The sequence below is a fragment of the Halomonas ventosae genome (genome assembly GCF_004361885.1).
GTDB lineage: Bacteria > Pseudomonadota > Gammaproteobacteria > Pseudomonadales > Halomonadaceae > Halomonas > Halomonas ventosae_C.
Genome location: NZ_SNWH01000003.1, coordinates 131744 through 149111 on the forward strand (window position 1 = coordinate 131744; position 17368 = coordinate 149111).

At 59.9% G+C, this 17368-nt stretch carries 19 protein-coding genes and 1 tRNA gene; 4 read left to right on the forward strand and 16 right to left on the reverse strand.

All coding sequences use genetic code 11. The features are described from left to right. Positions 1-28: 28 nt before the first annotated feature. The 7 genes from pheS to DFO68_RS03855 form a co-directional block, all read right to left on the reverse strand. Entirely contained in the window at positions 29-1048 is a 1020-nt protein-coding gene (gene pheS / locus DFO68_RS03825) for a phenylalanine--tRNA ligase subunit alpha (protein WP_133482234.1), read from the reverse strand. 127 nt (positions 1049-1175) lie between these two features. Further along, the gene (gene rplT / locus DFO68_RS03830) at positions 1176-1529 is read right to left on the reverse strand and encodes a 50S ribosomal protein L20 (protein ID WP_133482236.1); all 354 of its coding nucleotides are present in this window, start codon (positions 1527-1529) and stop codon (positions 1176-1178) included. A 37-nt stretch (positions 1530-1566) separates the two neighbouring features. After that, on the reverse strand, positions 1567-1761 hold the full coding sequence (gene rpmI, locus DFO68_RS03835) for a 50S ribosomal protein L35 (RefSeq protein ID WP_133482238.1): 195 nt from the start codon (positions 1759-1761) through the stop codon (positions 1567-1569). 98 nt (positions 1762-1859) lie between these two features. After that, positions 1860-2402 carry a translation initiation factor IF-3 gene (gene infC / locus DFO68_RS03840; protein WP_279512793.1) on the reverse strand — a complete coding sequence of 181 codons (543 nt, stop codon included), beginning with the start codon at positions 2400-2402 and terminating at the stop codon, positions 1860-1862. 34 nt (positions 2403-2436) lie between these two features. After that, complete coding sequence (gene thrS, locus DFO68_RS03845; RefSeq protein ID WP_133482241.1) at positions 2437-4335, reverse strand: threonine--tRNA ligase; 1899 nt, start codon at positions 4333-4335, stop codon at positions 2437-2439. A 222-nt stretch (positions 4336-4557) separates the two neighbouring features. After that, positions 4558-5373 (reverse strand): OmpA family protein, encoded by an 816-nt coding sequence (locus DFO68_RS03850; RefSeq protein WP_133482243.1) that lies wholly within the window; start codon positions 5371-5373, stop codon positions 4558-4560. A gap of 301 nt (positions 5374-5674) precedes the next feature. Next, on the reverse strand, positions 5675-6142 hold the full coding sequence (locus DFO68_RS03855; protein WP_133482245.1) for a DUF2489 domain-containing protein: 468 nt from the start codon (positions 6140-6142) through the stop codon (positions 5675-5677). Between the two features lie 90 nt (positions 6143-6232). On the opposite strand from DFO68_RS03855, the gene DFO68_RS03860 reads away from it, so the two are divergent. Beyond that, a complete protein-coding gene (locus tag DFO68_RS03860) occupies positions 6233-7699 on the forward strand; it encodes an SLC13 family permease (protein ID WP_133482247.1) in 1467 nt (488 codons plus the stop codon). A gap of 191 nt (positions 7700-7890) precedes the next feature. Continuing rightward, positions 7891-8244, forward strand: a complete 354-nt coding sequence (locus DFO68_RS03865) for a hypothetical protein (protein WP_133482249.1) — start codon at positions 7891-7893, stop codon at positions 8242-8244. On the opposite strand, the gene DFO68_RS03870 is transcribed toward DFO68_RS03865, so the two are convergent. Next, the gene (locus DFO68_RS03870) at positions 8208-8369 is read right to left on the reverse strand and encodes an LrgB family protein (RefSeq protein ID WP_243726410.1); all 162 of its coding nucleotides are present in this window, start codon (positions 8367-8369) and stop codon (positions 8208-8210) included. The genes DFO68_RS03865 and DFO68_RS03870 overlap by 37 nt on opposite strands. Before the next feature lie 370 nt (positions 8370-8739). On the opposite strand from DFO68_RS03870, the gene DFO68_RS03880 reads away from it, so the two are divergent. Then, a tRNA-Pro gene (locus DFO68_RS03880) sits at positions 8740-8816 on the forward strand. A gap of 212 nt (positions 8817-9028) precedes the next feature. On the opposite strand, the gene brxL is transcribed toward DFO68_RS03880, so the two are convergent. Genes brxL through pglZ form a run of 4 tightly spaced genes read right to left on the reverse strand, consistent with a single transcriptional unit; the run spans position 9029 to position 14599 of the window. Beyond that, positions 9029-11098 (reverse strand): protease Lon-related BREX system protein BrxL, encoded by a 2070-nt coding sequence (gene brxL / locus DFO68_RS03885; RefSeq protein ID WP_133482251.1) that lies wholly within the window; start codon positions 11096-11098, stop codon positions 9029-9031. A gap of 27 nt (positions 11099-11125) precedes the next feature. Next, positions 11126-11653 carry a helix-turn-helix transcriptional regulator gene (locus tag DFO68_RS03890; RefSeq protein WP_133482253.1) on the reverse strand — a complete coding sequence of 176 codons (528 nt, stop codon included), beginning with the start codon at positions 11651-11653 and terminating at the stop codon, positions 11126-11128. Beyond that, a complete protein-coding gene (locus tag DFO68_RS03895; protein ID WP_133482255.1) occupies positions 11650-11913 on the reverse strand; it encodes a hypothetical protein in 264 nt (87 codons plus the stop codon). Before DFO68_RS03895 ends, DFO68_RS03890 begins: the two co-directional genes overlap by 4 nt. A gap of 55 nt (positions 11914-11968) precedes the next feature. Further along, positions 11969-14599: a BREX-1 system phosphatase PglZ type A gene (gene pglZ / locus DFO68_RS03900; protein WP_133482257.1), complete on the reverse strand. Its 2631-nt coding sequence runs from the start codon at positions 14597-14599 to the stop codon at positions 11969-11971. 209 nt (positions 14600-14808) lie between these two features. Here pglZ and DFO68_RS03905 point away from each other — a divergent pair, with 209 nt between their 5' ends. Next, on the forward strand, positions 14809-15117 hold the full coding sequence (locus DFO68_RS03905; protein ID WP_133482259.1) for a HigA family addiction module antitoxin: 309 nt from the start codon (positions 14809-14811) through the stop codon (positions 15115-15117). A gap of 9 nt (positions 15118-15126) precedes the next feature. On the opposite strand, the gene DFO68_RS03910 is transcribed toward DFO68_RS03905, so the two are convergent. From DFO68_RS03910 to DFO68_RS03925, 4 genes are all read right to left on the reverse strand, one after another. Continuing rightward, a complete protein-coding gene (locus DFO68_RS03910; RefSeq protein WP_208107351.1) occupies positions 15127-15450 on the reverse strand; it encodes a hypothetical protein in 324 nt (107 codons plus the stop codon). A 22-nt stretch (positions 15451-15472) separates the two neighbouring features. Continuing rightward, positions 15473-15697, reverse strand: coding sequence for a hypothetical protein (locus DFO68_RS03915; protein WP_133482261.1), 225 nt, complete (start codon positions 15695-15697; stop codon positions 15473-15475). Between the two features lie 342 nt (positions 15698-16039). Continuing rightward, entirely contained in the window at positions 16040-17011 is a 972-nt protein-coding gene (locus DFO68_RS03920) for a toll/interleukin-1 receptor domain-containing protein (RefSeq protein WP_133482263.1), read from the reverse strand. A 49-nt stretch (positions 17012-17060) separates the two neighbouring features. Then, positions 17061-17366, reverse strand: coding sequence for a hypothetical protein (locus DFO68_RS03925; RefSeq protein WP_133482265.1), 306 nt, complete (start codon positions 17364-17366; stop codon positions 17061-17063). Positions 17367-17368 lie beyond the last annotated feature (2 nt).

Below are 17368 nucleotides of genomic sequence, written 5' to 3' on the forward strand. Positions count from 1 at the left end.
TCCTGTGTTCTGCTTATCCGGTGGTCAATCAGGCGAACTGGCGCAGGAAGCGCAGGTCGTTATCGAAGAACAGCCGCAGGTCGTTGACACCGTAGCGCAACATGGCCAGCCGTTCGGCGCCCATGCCGAAGGCAAAGCCCGTATAGCGCTCGGCGTCGATGCTGGAGTGGCGGAACACCTCAGGATGCACCATCCCGCAGCCCATCACTTCCAGCCAGCCGCTATGGGAGCAGACCCGGCAGCCCTTGCCGCCACACATCACGCACTGGATATCGACCTCAGCCGAGGGCTCGGTAAAGGGGAAGTAGGAGGGCCGGAAGCGCACCGAGAGGTCGTCGCGCTCAAAGAAGGCGTGCAGGAAGTCCTGGATGGTGCCCTTGAGATCAGCAAAGCTAACATCTTCGTCGACCAGCAAGCCTTCGACCTGATGAAACATCGGAGTATGGGTCAGATCGGAATCGCTGCGATAAACACGGCCAGGACAGACGATGCGGATCGGTGGTTCGGCCTCCTTCATGGTTCGCACCTGCACCGGCGAGGTATGGGTTCTCAGCAGTCGAGTGGCATCGAAGTAGAAGGTGTCGGCCATGCCCCGCGCCGGATGATGGGCGGGGATATTAAGGGCCTCGAAGTTATGGTAGTCGTCCTCGATCTCGGGACCGACCGCCACCGTATAGCCGACACGGGTGAACAAGCCCTCGATGCGCTCTAGCGTCAAGGTCACCGGGTGCAGGCCACCGTTGGGCTGGCCGCGACCGGGCAGGGTCACGTCGAGGCGCTCGGCGTCCAGGCGCGCCTCAAGGGCCGCCTTTTCCAAAACCTGACGCCGCTGGTCGAGCTCCTTGCCCAGGGCCTGCTTGGCCTGATTGATCTGCTCGCCCGCCGCCGGTCGCTGCTCTGCCGGCAGCTTGCCGAGCCCCTTGAGCAGCGCGGTGATCTCGCCCTTCTTGCCGAGATAGCGGACGCGCAGTTCGTCCAGCGCAGCCAGGCTCTCGGCGGCGTGTATGGCATCGCGGGCCTCAGCAACCAGAGTGGGAAGGTGATCCATCCATTGAGCTCCGGAGTCTTTCAAAGAAGTCTTTCAAAAAAACAGGGGAAGAGCGGCTGCTCTTCCCCTGCGGCGATCATGATCCGGCCAGGTGGCGCGCACGCGGCCGGACAAGGGTCGACGTCCCTTACTGGGCAGCCTTGGCCTTCTCGACGATGGCTGCAAAGGCAGCCTTCTCGTGGACGGCGATATCGGCCAGCACCTTGCGGTCAATCTCGATGCCTGCCTTCTTCAGGCCACCGACGAAACGGCTATAGGAGAGGCCGTGCTGCCGAGCGCCGGCATTGATGCGCTGTATCCACAGGGCGCGGAACTGACGCTTGCGCTGACGGCGGTCACGATAGGCATACTGACCTGCCTTGATGACGGCCTGCTTGGCCACGCGAAAGACTCGCGAACGGGCACCATAGTAGCCCTTGGCCTGCTTGAGAATCTTCTTGTGACGGCGACGTGCGACGACACCACGCTTAACACGAGTCATGGCTATCTCCTGACGTTAGAGGGGTACACTCAGGGCGTTACAGGTTCGGCAGCAAGCGCTGCACGAGCTGCTTGTCGGCGTCGTGGATCAACTTGGTACCACGCAGATGACGTTTCCGCTTGGTGGACTTCTTGGTCAGGATGTGACTGCGAAACGACTGTTTGTGCTTGAAGCCGTTGGCCGTCTTCTTGAAGCGCTTGGCAGCGCCGCTGTTGCTCTTGATCTTCGGCATGAGGTTAACTCCGCTCGAGGTTTTTCAGAAAATCCGTGGCCAACGGAAGGGACTTTTGCCTTCCGCCCGTTGGACTGGCCGTCGGATCACTTCTTCTCTTACTGCTTCTTCTTGGGGGCAATGATCATGATCATCTGTCGCCCTTCCATCTTGGGGAAGGACTCTACGGTGCCGATCTCGTCGAGATCCGCGGCGATCCGTTCCATCAGCTTGCGGCCGATGTCCTGGTGCGCCATCTCACGACCTCGGAAACGCAGCGTGACCTTACCCTTGTCACCCGCCTCGAGGAAACGAATCAGGTTCTTCAACTTGACCTGATAGTCGCCCTCGTCGGTACCAGGTCGGAATTTCACTTCCTTGACCTGAATCTGCTTCGTCTTCTTCTTCTGAGCAGCCTTCTGTTTCTTCTGCTCAAAGACGAACTTGCCGTAATCCATGATCTTGCAGACGATGGGGTCGGCGTTGGAAATCTGCACGAGGTCCATACCGGCCGCTTCGGCTCGCTCCAGCGCTTCGCTGGTGGGCACGATGCCCAGCTGCTCGCCGTCGCTGTCGATCAGGCGAACCTGATCCTCGGTAATCCGCTCGTTCATGGGGGGGCGTTTATCCTGAACGCGCCCTCTGGGGTTGCTTCGCTTGATGGTTCAGTCTCCACTGTAGCCTTGGAAGATGTCGCTATTGCCGCTCAGCCTGAACATGGGCGATGAAGGCACCTACTTCCATCGTACCAAGATTCTCGCCGCTGCGCGTACGCACGGCCACCGAGTCGGACTCGACTTCCTTATCTCCCACCACCAGGAGATAGGGAACCTTCTGCAATGTATGCTCGCGGATTTTAAAGCCGATCTTCTCGTTCCTCAAGTCCGACTTGACGCGCAGGCCGACTTTCTGCAAACGCTCCATCACCGACATGGCATGGTCGCGCTGCGCATCGGTGATGGTCATGACCACCACCTGCTGGGGTGCCAGCCACAACGGCATGGCGCCAGCATAATGCTCGATGAGGATGCCCAGGAAGCGCTCGAAGGAGCCGAGGATCGCCCGATGCAGCATCACCGGGATCTTGCGGACACCATCCTCGTCGACGAACTGTGCCCCCAGCCGGCCCGGCAGGTTGAAGTCAAGCTGCAGGGTGCCGCACTGCCAGACCCGGTTGAGGCAGTCGCGCAGCGAGAACTCGATCTTGGGCCCGTAGAAAGCGCCCTCACCCGGCTGCAGCTCCCAGTCGAGACCGGTGGCGTCGAGCGCGGCCTCGAGACCGGCTTCGGCGCGGTCCCAGAGCTCCGGCTCCCCCATGAATCCCTCGGGGCGGGTGGAGAGCTTGAGTTCCACGTCGTCGAAACCCAACTCCCGATAGACCTTGAGGGTCAAGGCGATGAAGGCCTCAGCCTCGGACTGTATCTGCCCCTCGGTGCAGAAGATATGCGCGTCGTCCTGAGTGAACCCGCGCACCCGCATCAAGCCGTGCAGCGAGCCTGAGGGCTCGTTGCGGTGGCAGCTGCCGAACTCGGCCAGACGCAGCGGCAGGTCGCGGTAGCTCTTCAAGCCCTGGTTGAACACCTGAACGTGGCACGGGCAGTTCATCGGCTTGACGGCAAACTCGCGCTTCTCTGACTCGGTGGTGAACATCAGCTCGCTGTAGTGGCCCCAGTGACCGGAGGCCTTCCACAGCGAGAGGTCAACGACTTGCGGAGTCTTGATCTCCTGATAGCCGTTCTCGACCTGCACCCGGCGCATGTACTGCTCCAGGGCCTGGTAGATGGTCCATCCATTGGGGTGCCAGAAGACCATCCCCGGCGCCTCCTCCTGCAGATGGAAGAGGTCCATCTTCTTCGCCAGCTTGCGATGGTCGCGCTTCTCGGCCTCCTCGAGCCGCTTGAGGTAGGCCTTGAGCTGCTTCTTGTCGGGCCAGGCTGTGCCGTAGATGCGTGTCAGCATCGGGTTATCGGCATTGCCACGCCAGTAGGCACCGGCCAGCTTGGTCAGCTTGAACGCCTTCAGATGCCGGGTATTGGGCACATGAGGCCCGCGGCACATGTCCACGTACTCTTCGTGATGGTAGAGACGGATGGTCTCCCCCTTGGGAATCTCGCGAACGATCTCCTGCTTGTAAGGCTCATCGCGATGCAGGAAGGTCAGCATTGCCTGGTCCCGATCGACGTACTCGCGCACCACATCATACTCGCGGTCGATCAGCGTCTTCATACGGGCCTCGATCGCCTCAAGGTCATCGGGAGTGACCGAACGACCGAAGTCGATATCGTAATAGAAGCCGTCCTCGATCACCGGGCCGATGGCCATCTTGGCGTCGGGGTAGAGCTGCTTGACGGCGTGGCCGATCAAGTGAGCGCAGGAGTGACGGATCACCTCCAGGCCTTCCGGGTCGCGGGCGGTGAGGATCGCCACTTCGGCGTCATGATCGATGACATCGGCGGCGTCTACCTGGACACCATCGATTTTGCCGGCCACGCAGGCCTTGGCGAGACCGGCACCGATGCTCTCGGCCAGTTGCATCACAGTGAGGGGGGCGTCGAAAGATCTCTGACTGCCGTCAGGCAGGGTCACGATGGGCATGAAGGGTTCCTTATGCACAGTGGTGATCCATACCAGGGATCACGTGTCGCCAGAAGAATAAAGAATGCTCAGGAAAAACGCTGCCTAGCGTAGCAGACCCCCACCTTGCGGCGCCATGGCACGATGATGTGCCAGACACGAGAGAAGGCGCCCGAAGGCGCCTTCTCTCGATTCACCGTCATCCCCGGCATCAGCCGGGGAATGGTTGGGGTCGGGGCAGGATCACTCCCACTCGCCTAGTTCCACGCGACGGTTCATGGCACGACCCGCATCGGTATCGTTGGTAGCTACCGGCTGAGACTCACCGTAGCCAATGGTGCGCATGCGCTCCATGTCGACGCCCTGGCGGCCCAGGTAGTCGGCCACGGATTCAGCGCGACGCTGGGACAGATCCAGATTATAGGCCTCGCTGCCCAAGGAGTCGGTATGGCCCTCAATACGCACCCGCACATTGCGATTGGCACGCAGCTTCTCGGCCACACCGTCGAGAATCTGTTCGGCACCCATGGTCAGGGTGGCGGAGTCGAACTCGAAATTGACGTCACGCAGCACCAGGTCCTGCACGCAGCCAAGGGCGTTGACTTCGGCACCGGCGGGGGTCCCCGGGCACTGATCCTGATAGTCCGCTACACCGTCACCGTCGGAGTCCAGCGGGCAGCCCACGGCATTCACGGCCACACCGGCCGGCGTGCCCGGACACTGATCATTGGCATCGTTGACGCCATCACCGTCGGTGTCGCGTGGCGCCGGCGGGACGGGTTTCGGAGAATTATCGGCGCACAGCACAGCCCCCATGGCAGCACCCGCCGTGGAACCAAGGGCAGCGCCGGTATCCTCGTCGTCGGAATCATTGCCAGCTGCATAGCCGATGCCACCGCCAATCAGGCCGCCAGCCAGGCCACAGAAAAACGGATGCTGATACCAAGCATCAGCGGAAGCCGCGGTCCCTGAGCTAGGCTGAGAAGCAGAGCTGGCGCAGCCGGACAAGCCGACCACCAGCGCGGAACCGAGCAACAAACCAGTCGTGGATTTTTTCATGTAAGACTCCTTCTTCTTAACGTCATACCGGAATGACAGAACCTTCGTCACCCGGCGTTCCAAGTAATGACCCAAGCGAAGCGGTCCCCGACTCGCTTCCTGCACCTGCCAAGAAAGCACGGAAGTGACTTCCCAACCAGTACAGCACGCAGATGGACGTATCATTGGGGCGTATATCCGCCATCTGAGTGACTCGACAAGCTTGGCCCAGGGGCCGAAAGGTTGCAATCCATGTCATCAATGTATAGTGCGCTACCACACAAGAGAATGCCAGAACTCTTGCCGCGACCAACTTAGGGTCTCAATGCAGGTTCTCCGGCCAGCCACGACGAAACTCCACTACCGCCGCCGCAGCCTTGAGCACTGGCTCACGGAACTCCTCTTCAACGGTCAGGCGCTCACGATCCTCTCGGGCCCGGTCACGAGGATCGAGTGCCTGACGGGCAGTGTGGGTATGCAGATGGCGGGTGCGGCGATGTACCTCGTCGAAGGCCTGGAACGCCGGGCGCTCGGTTAGCTTCTCGTCGAGTATCTCGAGCAGCACCTTGCAGCGCCAGCTACCCTCGGTAATATCTACCTGGTCCTGCGCGAGCGCCGCGGCGACGATCTCGAGATTCTCCAGGCAGTTGTGATGGGCGCGCTGACGCTCTTCCTCGCGGAAGGCCTTGCGGCGCTTAACCTCCTTACAGAGCGAGAAAGCGTAAGTGCCTAACCCAGCGATAATCGCCAAGGCAAGAGCAAGAAGAATCAGTGCCAGGGTCGTGGTCATGGGGATACTTCCCCCTTCGGTTCTAGGCATGTACAAACACTATACGCGAATAGAGTAACTCAACAAAATATCACCGACCAAGGAGCGATGATGTCTCACAGCGACGACTCTTACGACCAGCCATCGACGACACCACCTCCCTCCATCGCCATGCGCATCGGACTGTGGCTGGGGCCGCTCTGGGTACTGATGACCCTGTTGTTACCCGCCCCGGCCGGCATGGCCGACTCGGCTTGGGCCTGCGTAGGCCTTGCTCTGCTGATGGCCACCTGGTGGTCCACCGAGGCCATCCCGATCCCTGCCACTTCGCTGCTACCGCTGGCCCTGGTGCCCGCGCTGGGGATCGGCAGTATCAAGGAGACAGCCGCCAGTTATGCCAATCCGATCATCTACCTGTTCCTCGGCGGCTTCCTGCTTGGCATCGCCATGCAGCGCTGGAACCTGCACAAACGCATCGCCCTTCACGTGCTGCGGCTAGTCGGACATCAACCGCGCCAGCAGATCGGCGGCTTCATGCTCGCCACGGGCTTTCTCAGCATGTGGGTCTCCAATACGGCAACCGCCATCATGATGTTGCCGATCGGCATGTCGGTGATCAGCCTGCTGGAGGACAGCGATCCCCAGGAGTTGCGCCGCTATGCCACCGCGCTGCTGCTGGCCATCGCCTATTCCGCCAGCATCGGCGGCGTGGCTACGCTGATCGGTACACCGCCCAATGCCCTACTGGCCGGTTACCTGGCCGAAGACCGCGGCATCGATATCGGCTTTGCCCAGTGGATGATAGTCGGTCTGCCGATCAGTGCGGCCATGATGGTCAGCGCCTGGTGGTGGCTGACCCGGCGCGGCTTCGCCCTGGGGGTCGAGGAGGATAGTGCCGGCATGGTCCGCGACGAACTGGCCAAGCTCGGCCGGACCAGTGCGCCGGAGCAGCGGGTGGGGATCATCTTCCTGCTCGCAGCGCTGGCCTGGATACTGCGCCCGCTGCTCAATGACGTGGGTCTCGACTGGCTCTCCGACACGGGCATCGCCATCATCGCCGGCATCGTGCTGTTCCTGGTACCGGCCGGCCGCGAGCCCGGCGTGCGCCTGATGGACTGGGAGTCGGCGCGCGAGCTGCCTTGGGGTATCCTGCTGCTGTTCGGTGGAGGCCTGGCACTTGCCGGCACCATCAGTCGCTCGGGCCTGGCGAAGTGGATTGCCGAGCAGTTGGGGGTATTCGGTACCTTCCCCCTGCTGGCGATGGTCGGCGTGGTGGTCCTGGTGGTCATCTTCCTCACCGAGGTAACCTCCAATACCGCCACCGCCGCCGCCTTCCTGCCGCTGCTCGGCGCCTTGGCCCTGTCGCTGGACATCTCGCCGCTGCTGATCACCGTGCCGGCCGCCATCGCCGCCAGTTGCGCCTTCATGATGCCGGTGGCCACGCCCCCCAATGCTATCGTCTTCGCCACCGGCCACATGCGCATCCAGTCGATGATCCGTGCCGGCTTCATGCTCAATCTGATCAGCACGGTGCTGGTAACCCTGATGGCCTACTTCCTGATCACCACCCTGTGGTGATCCGCCGACTCAGCCAATGACGCAGCGGGCCCGGCCCGGAAGTCAGTTCACGACATTAGATATTGACAGGGAGCAAGCATTACCCATTAGCGCATTGGCTGCGATGCACACGTCAGCATTGATCTTCTACACTTACAATGAACGACGAAAATGTTCCAGAAGTTCGTCAGTGATTCACAAGGAGATCGACCATGAGCCAGCAAGACACTACCGCCAATCCCACCCTGGCCGCGACCCAGTCGATGATGGAATGGTGGCAGAAGCAGTTCAGCCAAGGAACCACACCCATGACGCGCATCCAATTGGCCTGGATGCAGAGCATAGCCGAGGCAATGCAGCTAGAAGCCCAGTTCCTGCTAACACTCGCCGAGAGCGGCCTGAAGATCGCCAAGTGCCTCGAAGGCGAGGCCCCTCGGACACCGGCCGAGATGCAGGAGTGCTACCAGAAGTTGATCAACGAGGTTACTGAGGCCCAGATGGAACGCATGAAACAGGCCGCAGAGCTCTCTCACGATTTCCGTCGTCGTGTCTGGGAGGAGATCTGAGCCGAGCATTGTAGTTGCGGTATCGCCAGCCCCACCGTGTCCGGCCCCAAGAGGAAGTGGATAAACTGGGCGCCCTCGAAGTAGGTGCGGTAGTCTATATCCAGCAGCAGCAGGCCAATCAGCATGGCAATGGAAAGCGTGACCGGGTGCGATCGGCCAGAAATCAGCACTGCTCAACGCCAAGAGCACCATCAACCCCACCCCGGCGGGCACGAACAGCAGCGTCAGGGAGCAAAGCAGCCCCGCCCCGTCAGGCGCAGGCTCGCGCATGATCAACGGCATATCCACCCTCCTCTCGATCGCCCCTCGGCAAGCAGGTTCTCGTTGCCAATAGTGTGTGATATAAGCAGCGGGGCTAGAGGCCTCGTCGCGACATCCGGCCAAGCAATTGAAACGGAAGCGCAAAAGGGACTTTCCATTTGCCCCGCGACGCGCTAGTATACGCCTCGTTCTCGGGAGCCAGGAGCCACAGGCGAGGCACCCCTGAACCGGCATCGGAGCGTGGCGCAGCTTGGTAGCGCGTTGCAATGGGGTTGCAAAGGTCGCAGGTTCGAATCCTGTCGCTCCGACCAGAAACATCAAGAGAAACCGCCACTTACGGGTCATGCCGGGTGGCGGTTTTTCGTTGTGCTCAACAAAAAACGGCTGGGTTCCGTATGAGTTCCATTAGAGAGCAACAACCAGCGACGTCCCGCGCTCTACCACTCATCCCTCTCGAAACCCAACAACCCATGAATAAGAGTTACACGGGTTGCGCTACAGGCCATCTGTTGCGGGAAGGACATTACTCCACCCCCAGCGCCTTCACTACCGCATCCACCGGCTCGGCGTAGAAGCTGGTCTGGAACTTGGTGAACAGTTCGGCAGGAATGGTGGGGATGTCCACAGCGCTAGCCATGGGCAGGGTGACGCGCTTGCCGCCAGCGTCGAAGGCCACCTGCAGGCACTCGGCCAGGCTCTCCACGGGTTTCAGGCTACCGCCCAGGCTCATGTCGCCCAGCACCACCAACTGGCTCTGGGTGGGACGGCCCAGCAGCCCGGACGAGAAAGCCACCAGGCTGGCCAGGGCGAGGTCGCGAAGCACGCCGGTGTTCTGCAGGTCGACCACATGCAGGTGGAAGTCGTGCTCCAGCACCTTGCTGGAGCCACTGATGCGGCTGGCGTTGGCCTTGAAGTAGTCGAAGGCCATCTTGACCTGCTCCTTGGCCGCGGTTGAGTTCCACAGCTCCGACATGGCCAGTTTGCCGCTGCCGGCGGTGACCTGGAGTTCGATGCGGTAGACCCCGGGCATACCCTTATCGCTGAGGCCGATGGTGTGCACCACACCGGGCTTGCCGAGCCCCTCGGGGATCAGCCCGCCGCCACCTTGTTCCTTCACCGAGACGAAGTGCTCCTCCAACGTCTCCTTGTCGATGTAGCTGAAATGGACGTCGTAGAACTCCATGCCCCCAATCTTCTTGAGCTGCTCCTTCACCCGACGGCGCACCTGCAGGGCGTACTCCAGGCACTGGCGCACGTCTTCCTTTTCCAGCCCTTGTGAAGAGCCGCCGTGGGGGTAGAGCAGCTTCAGCAGGCCAGAGACGGTCTTGCGCACGGCGATGACGTCGCGCTGGTTGAGGTTGTCGCCCAAGCGGAAGTGCTGGTCGATGGCATCGGCGAAGCTGCGCTTGCGCATCTCGCGGAAGAACTCGGCCAAGTAGTCGACGATGAAGCCGTAGCGCTGGGTGAAGAATGACGGCCGCATCTTGGGAATCTCCCAACCCGGGATGTAGGCGTGGAAGCGATCGAAGAAGGCGGCGTCGATCATGGCCTCGGGGAACGGGGTCAGCAGGTGGCTGGTCTTCACCAGCGACTCGACGCTCTGGTTGATGTTGCCGATGAACACCATGGAGGCGGAGGCTTCCATCTGCTCCCGCCCGCGGGCGAAGGAGCCGGAGGCCATGTAATCCTTCATGATCTGCACGCCGTCCTTGTCCTTGAACGAGATGCCGGCCACCTCGTCGAAGGCCACCAGGTCCCACATGCCGACCAGGCCGATACGCCGGGAGCTCATGTTGTAGAACAGATTGGCCACGGTGGTCTGGCCGCCGGAGACCAGGATGCTGTTGGGCGAGCACTCCTTGTAGATATGGCTCTTGCCGGTGCCGCGGGGACCCAGCTCACAGACGTTGTAGTTGTTCTCCACAAACGGAATCATCCGGGCCAGCAGGTGCCACTGCACCTCGGCGTCGAGCTCGGCGGGCTCCATGCCGATGGAGCGGATCAGCACCTCGCGCCACTGGTCGGTGGTGAAGCCGCGGCGCCCATCGAATAGCTCCTCCATGTTCATGTGGGGCATCTGGATCGGCTTGAGCTGGCTGACCCCGAACGGCGAGCCGCGCTGGCCCTCCTCGTGGTAGTAGCTCAGGGTGGCGATCACCCAGATCCCGCCCACCAGAAGCTTCTCGTGCTCCTTGACGATGCCTGCGGAGATCTCGGCATCCTTGATGCCCAGGTTGCTGAACGCCGCCTCGTAGCAGTCCTGCTTCTCGTTGAGGCGCACCGTCACCCGGTCGATGACCTTGAAGCTGCCGCGCTCACGGACCAGCGACTTGACCTTCTCGGCCTCGTCGGGGCGCACGTAGTTGTCGGTGAGGATCGTCTTGACGTTCTTCAGCCCCTCGTCAATCACCTCCGGGTCGTCGGTGGCGCAGTACATGCCGAGCAGGTACTCCAGCACGTAAACCGGTACGTTGGCGCCTTCCTTGACCCGCTGGGTCAGGTCCTTGCGCACCACCCGCCCGGCGAAGTGGGTGTTGAGCAGGGTGTCGAGGTCGGCAGGCTCGTCAGAGCTGACGTTGGGGAGCGCTTCCATTCGAGCGGGTTCCATCGGGTTGGTCATTTATGACACCAGGGCATCATCGAAGTGGCGGATGTGTTCCGCCGGCACCCGGCGGCTTTCACGGGCCACATTGGCCTGCATGCTGGTCTGCGCCACCTCGCGCAAGGCGTCGTCGATCTTCCTGCGCTGATGGGTCTGGAACCAGTCCAACACCTCGGCCAGGTGCCACAGCGAGGCACGCCCCTCATGCAGCGGCAACGGGAAGGTGGCCAGGTGCGATTGCAGCAACTTGCGCATGTTCTGGCGAGTGAAATCCAATAGCTCGGCGATATCCGTGACGCCGACCAGGTCGGGCCCCACCTCGATCAGGCGCGCCTCGGGGATGGCGCGCTTCACATCCGCCATGGCGCTGGTAATCGCCTGCTGAGCCGAGACCGCCTCGCGGGAAAACTCCAGAGCCAAGCGCCCCTTCAGCCCAATGCCGATCAAGGCATCGTCACAGCCCGCCTCGAACAGGCGGGATTCTAACGCCTTCATGCCGAGGTCACCGGGAACCGCGAACTTGAGGGTAAAGTCGTAGGTCGTCATGTCTCGTCCTCCTCGGAGGATGTGCCACCCGTGCAGTTGTCGACCACGCGGCGCAGCTGCCGGGCATGATTGGCTGGGTTCTTCGGTGTGCTCCACACGCTGACGATGCCGAACTCTCCACAGCGGCACTCACTGTCGTTGTGTGGGCAATACAGCCGGCCCCAGGCATGCCCCGAAGCGAGCTCAACCCGCCAGCCCTGCGCCTCGGCATGGGCCAGCGCCGCCTCGATGTCCTTCTTGCTGTGTCGTGGGCGGGTCATCGTGTCTCCTGCCAGTAGCTTAGGCATTCGCCGTCAAGGTTGTCAATTGACAACCTCAAAAGAAATCATCGGTGAACGCCAGGTCGATGACCACCCGGTAGCGCTCAAGCTCGGTCTGCAGGTCCTTGTCGCGCAGTACCAGGAAGTAATCCCGCTTACGGTCGAAGTCGGTACCCGACAGCGACAGGCGCACGGACTTCATGCGATCGCTGATGTTGTCGCTGGTGCTGTCGAAGGTGACCGTCTCCTCGCTGGAGACCGCCTCGGTGCCCTCGTAGATGGCCACGGCCAGGGTGATGGGCTTGAGCTGCTCGCTGACCGCCTCGGTCTGCAGCAGCTCGAAGCGCTGGATATTGTTGACCATCTTCAGCGAGGCCTTGGGCGAGATCACGTCTACCTTGCGGCGGGTGCGCTTCTCGACCTTCTCGCCGCGCAGCTGCTTGACGGTGAGCACCGGCACGACGATCTCCTGGGGCATGATGCCGCCATGCACGAAGCGAGCGCCGCCAACGAAGTGGAAGCGGTGCGCGCCCTTGGGAATCCAGAACTCGGTATCGCAGGTGGTGGCGGCAGTCTCGCGGGTATGGCCGTGCCATACGCTGGGGTTGTCGGGCAGGCTCGTCCCGAGCACATAGCGCTTCTTGCTTTTGAAGGCGCCGGCCGGCTTCTCGGTCAGGCTGGTGCGGTCAGTGGCGTCCAGCTTGCTGCGTTGGAACAGAAAGCCATGATCGGCGGTGACCAGCACGGTACTGGTGTTGAGGTGCATGAGGATCTTGCGGGTGAGCGTATCGAGCTCCTCGATGGCGTCCTCCACCGCGGCGAAGGTCTCGCTCTCGGTGCTGGCGGTATCCCCCCGGGCATCCACCACGTTGTGGTAGACGTAGACCAGCTGCATCCCCTTGATCGCCTCGCGGCCCTGCTCGCGGGACCAGCCCCTCACCTCCTCGGCGGTCACGGCCATGGCCTGGCCGCTCACGGCGGCGCTGAGGCGCTGGCTGCGGTTCTCGGTGCCCTGGCTGGACTTGCCATCCACCAGCACGCTGTCGCTGCCGGGCTGGTAGGTAAGCTCGCGATGCGGCAGCAGCGAGGCCATGCCCAGGGTGGTGTAACTGGGCACCACACCGAGCTGACTGCCCAGGGTGGCCTCGCTGTAGCGCTTGGCGTTGATGCGCTCGCGCAGCTCCTCGGCCGCCTCATAGCGGAAGGCGTCGCTGATGATTACCACCAGGCGCTTGTTGCGGTGGGCGTCCAGGTGCGGGCGCACCACGTCGCGGAAGAAGTGCTGCTGGTTGGGGATGCGTGGCAGCTTCCAGTCCTTCAGGCGTCCCTCGGCGTCGATGCGCTCACTCCAGTTGCGGGTGACCTGGCCCAGGAACCACTCGTCGTAGCAGCGCTCCACCGCCTCGTCGAGCTTCTTGAGCAGTTCCACGCCGGTGCTGTCGGAGGCCACCGCATAGTGGCGGTAGGCGGTATCGAAGCGGTAGAGCTCGGTGCTGTAGGCGTGGTAGAGCGCCTCGACGCTCTCATAGTGGAAGCCGTTGAGATGCTGCTGTCGCAAGGCAAACAGGTCGATGGCGGCGCTAAGGGCGGCATAGAGCTGGCGATAGCGCGCACGCCGCTCGTCGTTCTTGTGCCGCGAGGCCCAGTAGCCATCCAGGCGTTCGGCGATGATGCCGCGGAACATCTCCAGGTCGCGCACATCGGCCTGGGGGATAGCTTGGCACAGGTCGACGATGATCTGCTTTTCGACCACCTCGAAGGTCGCCACATTGGCCAACCGCTCCAGGGGCACGTCGCGGATCTTGTCCTCGATACGCAGCGCCTCGGCGACCCAGCCGGAGATCACATCGAAGGCCGGGTAGAAGCGCGAGCTGTCCCGCCACCGGGAGAGCAGCGCCCGGGAGGTGGCCCGGGCATTCACCGAGGCGATGGCATGGCTCTGCGCCCAGTCGGGGATCTCCGAGATGCTCTCGCAGTAGCCGGTGGTCAGCAGCCGCAGCATCAGTTGGCCGAACGGCAGCAGCGCCTCGCCACTCAACTCCGCCTGGCTGGCGGGGTACCCCACCTCCAGCTGCAGGGCCCGCACCAGGCTCGGCACCAGGGCGTACTTGGCCATCTCCTCAAGCGAAGAGGGATTGCCCTCCAGCCCTGTCTCCTCAGCCACCGCCTCATCACCTAGGTGGAACAGTAGCGTGGCGATATCGCCCGCGGGAGCCCCTACCACGGCGGCACACATGGCCAGATCCAGGCCATCCTCGTCCATCTCCGGCGTGACCAGGCGCTTGAGCGCTTCGGTCCGCTTGCGGCTGCCCAGAAACGCCTGCCGCTTCGCCAGATGATCACGCAGCGTATGCCGGGTGAGGCCGAGCTCGTTGAAGGTCATCGACAGCTGATCGGCGTAGAAGCGTCCGGAGTAGAGCTTGATGTCCAGCAGCCAGTCATCCTCCGGCGCCGGCTCGGCGTAGGGGAAGTAGAGCAGCGTCGGCGTCTCCGGCTCCTCAAGCTCCAGGCGCAACTTCACGCCGAAAGTAGACTCACCGGCCATGTTGAGGATCTGTACGCCATCCAGGGAGAGCTCATCCAGTGCATCAGCAAAGTGGCCGGGCGGGTCGTACCAGAAGACCAAACGGTGGCCGTCCGTGAAGAAGGCGTTTTGGAGCCCCTGCTGAAGTTGGTCGAGTTGCATTTAGCCTCCTTGCTGGTGGAACACAGTGAGCGGATATCGACCGCAGTATCGCGAAACAGGACAAGACACGGCAGCAGTGTAACCTTTATGTTTACAGAAGTAATCCATCAGGCTACACTGCTCCTATGATCAAGACTTTCAAGAACAAGGGCCTGGCGACGCCTACCAAGTTGATTTCGAGCAATACCACTGAGAGAGATGGAATCACTATGGCGATTACCGCAAAGCAAAACCGCAACCACTGCCCGCCGCACCCCGGCGAGGTGATCGATGACATGCTGCAGGATCTGGACTACAGCAAGAGCGCCATCGCGAAAATGTTGGGCATCTCACGTCAGCAGCTGCACGCCATCCTGGCCGCGCGCAAGCCGGTATCACCGGAAGTGGCGGCACGCCTCGGCAAGCTGTTCGGTAACGGCCCTGGGCTGTGGCTGCGCCTCCAGGCGGCCCACGACGCCTGGCACGCCGAGCGAGAAGTCGACGTCAGCGCAATTCCCTCGCTGAAAATTGCGGGATGAATCCAAGTTTCAAGATGAATGTTGACTGATTTCCACCGCCGATTCATCCCCGCAATGAATGAAGAAGCACCCTTTGGCGGTACCCGAGGATGTAAGCTCAAACCAGCCTCGCCCTAATTTAATGCTACCATCATCATTTCCCGACCAGGAAAATTCAATGCGCCGGCCATCATCTGAAACACGGTAGTCGACCTGGCCCTCGACAGCACCGAAGATAAAATAGCCAAGGCCATTCTCATCGAAACGGAAGTGGCCAGGCTCGATCATATCGACAAAATCTTGATCCCACATTTCCATCCAGATGATGCGCCATCTTCCGACGGGGTTGATCATAGCGGATCCTTTACATTGCACATTATTGATTTATTTCATCCACAAATATATCGTGTTCGATGGCATCCTCGATAGCGGAATCCAGCCGAATCAGCAAATCCTTAAATGATTCTTTTGGCCGCCTGACTAACATGGCAAGACATTCGGCTTCATCACAAGCAGTGGCACCATAGCGAACGGGACCCACTCTACCGATGGTGATTTCTCCATTGTTATCAATAAGCTCTTCGATATTTTTTAGTTTCATGAATAATCTCAACATCAATATTTGAAATCCTGGATTCATTCCCGCTCGCAGAAGGTCATGCTCCGGCGCCGGCTCGGCGTAGGGGAATTAGAGCAGCGTCGGCGTCTCCGGCACCTCCAGCTCCAGGCGCAGCTTCACACCAAAGGTGGACTGCCCCGCCATGTTGAGGATCTGCACGCCATCCTGGGAGCTTAATCCAGCGCTTCGGCAAAGTGGCCTAAGGCGTCGTGCCACAAGACTAGGCGATTGCCTTCAGTAAAAAAATATTGGCTCGGCCCCAATGTGGGATCTTGAGTATTAATATAAAGAAAACCCGACACATTGTTTTTCTCCTTTCATGAATCAAAACCTATTTGTATTTTGCAATGGAGAAATAAAGATCCCCCAGAAATGCTCGGCCATACCTTCATTCGTCATCAAAGCATCCCTATTTCCGGTCATTATATAACTGCCCATGAGAGGGCGAAAACCAATCACTTGCCCATTATCATCTATAGTCATGCTTTCGTTGCAAGAGTTTTTCGATATCTCACCCTGGCTATAACAAATATCGCCTAACCCAGAATTTCTATCATTCCTCCATATGCCACATTGACAAGCCTTTTTCCCATTTTGATAAACGGCGCATGAAAAAGAGTCTGCGTCACGCTTCTGAAAATCAACATCCAAGCCAGAATTTCTATTCTTAAGTTCTTCAAGAGAATTTTCAAAGAATCTAACCAAATATTCAAACCCTTCCTTGCAAGCACGGTCGCGGTCCAAGTCAGTGATTTTTTGGGGGATAGCCAAGTTGCTAGAACGAGGGGACGTAATAATAGGAGAGCTCTGTATGTTCGACGCCTCCGTGCCCAAAGGGTTACGCTCATCAGGTTGAGCACCAACTTTGTCCAAGGCTCTTGAAACGGAATCGACAACCTGAACAAAACCTTCATCGTAACTAGGAAACTGAACAACCGGCTTGCCATCTTTCGTAGCAGCCAAGAGTTTTCCAAATGGCAGTTGATGCCAAGCACAGGGTCTGAGGATAACAGGGATTACTACAGCCTCGCCGCGATCATGTCGCTGTAAAGCTCTTTCCATCTCTACCTGGAAGCAATAATCGGAATCTATAAAATCGCTACTTATTAGAAGCAAAACAATATCAGCTTCTAAAAAATTCTTATTAATTTGCCCCTCAAACTCTTCTCCTGGCACAATTCTTCTATCATGCCAAGCATCAATTTTCCCCATTCGCTTCAGAGGAGACAAGTGCTTTTCTAGCTCGTTACGTAGCTCCTCGTCTGTGTGTGAGTAAGAAAAAACCAACTTTGCCATATTGGGCCTCTGATGTTTAGTGGGGGTAATGCTTAGTTACTTACTACTGCTACGTATAGCGATCAATCTGCTTCAGGAATGCTATTAGTCGACCCGTGTTTATTGGTGAGCTGCCAAGTTGAAACTGCTGCCAAGCATCAACAAGCATCATTTCATCTGTATTGGGCTTTCGCCCTCCAGACTGGCCGCTTCCACATCCCTCAGACGCAAGTGCCACATCGATTCCCTGAGACTTAATATAAACCTTGACACAAACCGCACCAATGCCGCGATGATGATTTATTTGCTCAGCAATCCAGCTTTCTGAGGCCTCGCTTAACTCTTTCTCAACATTGTTAATTGATATTTTGATCATGA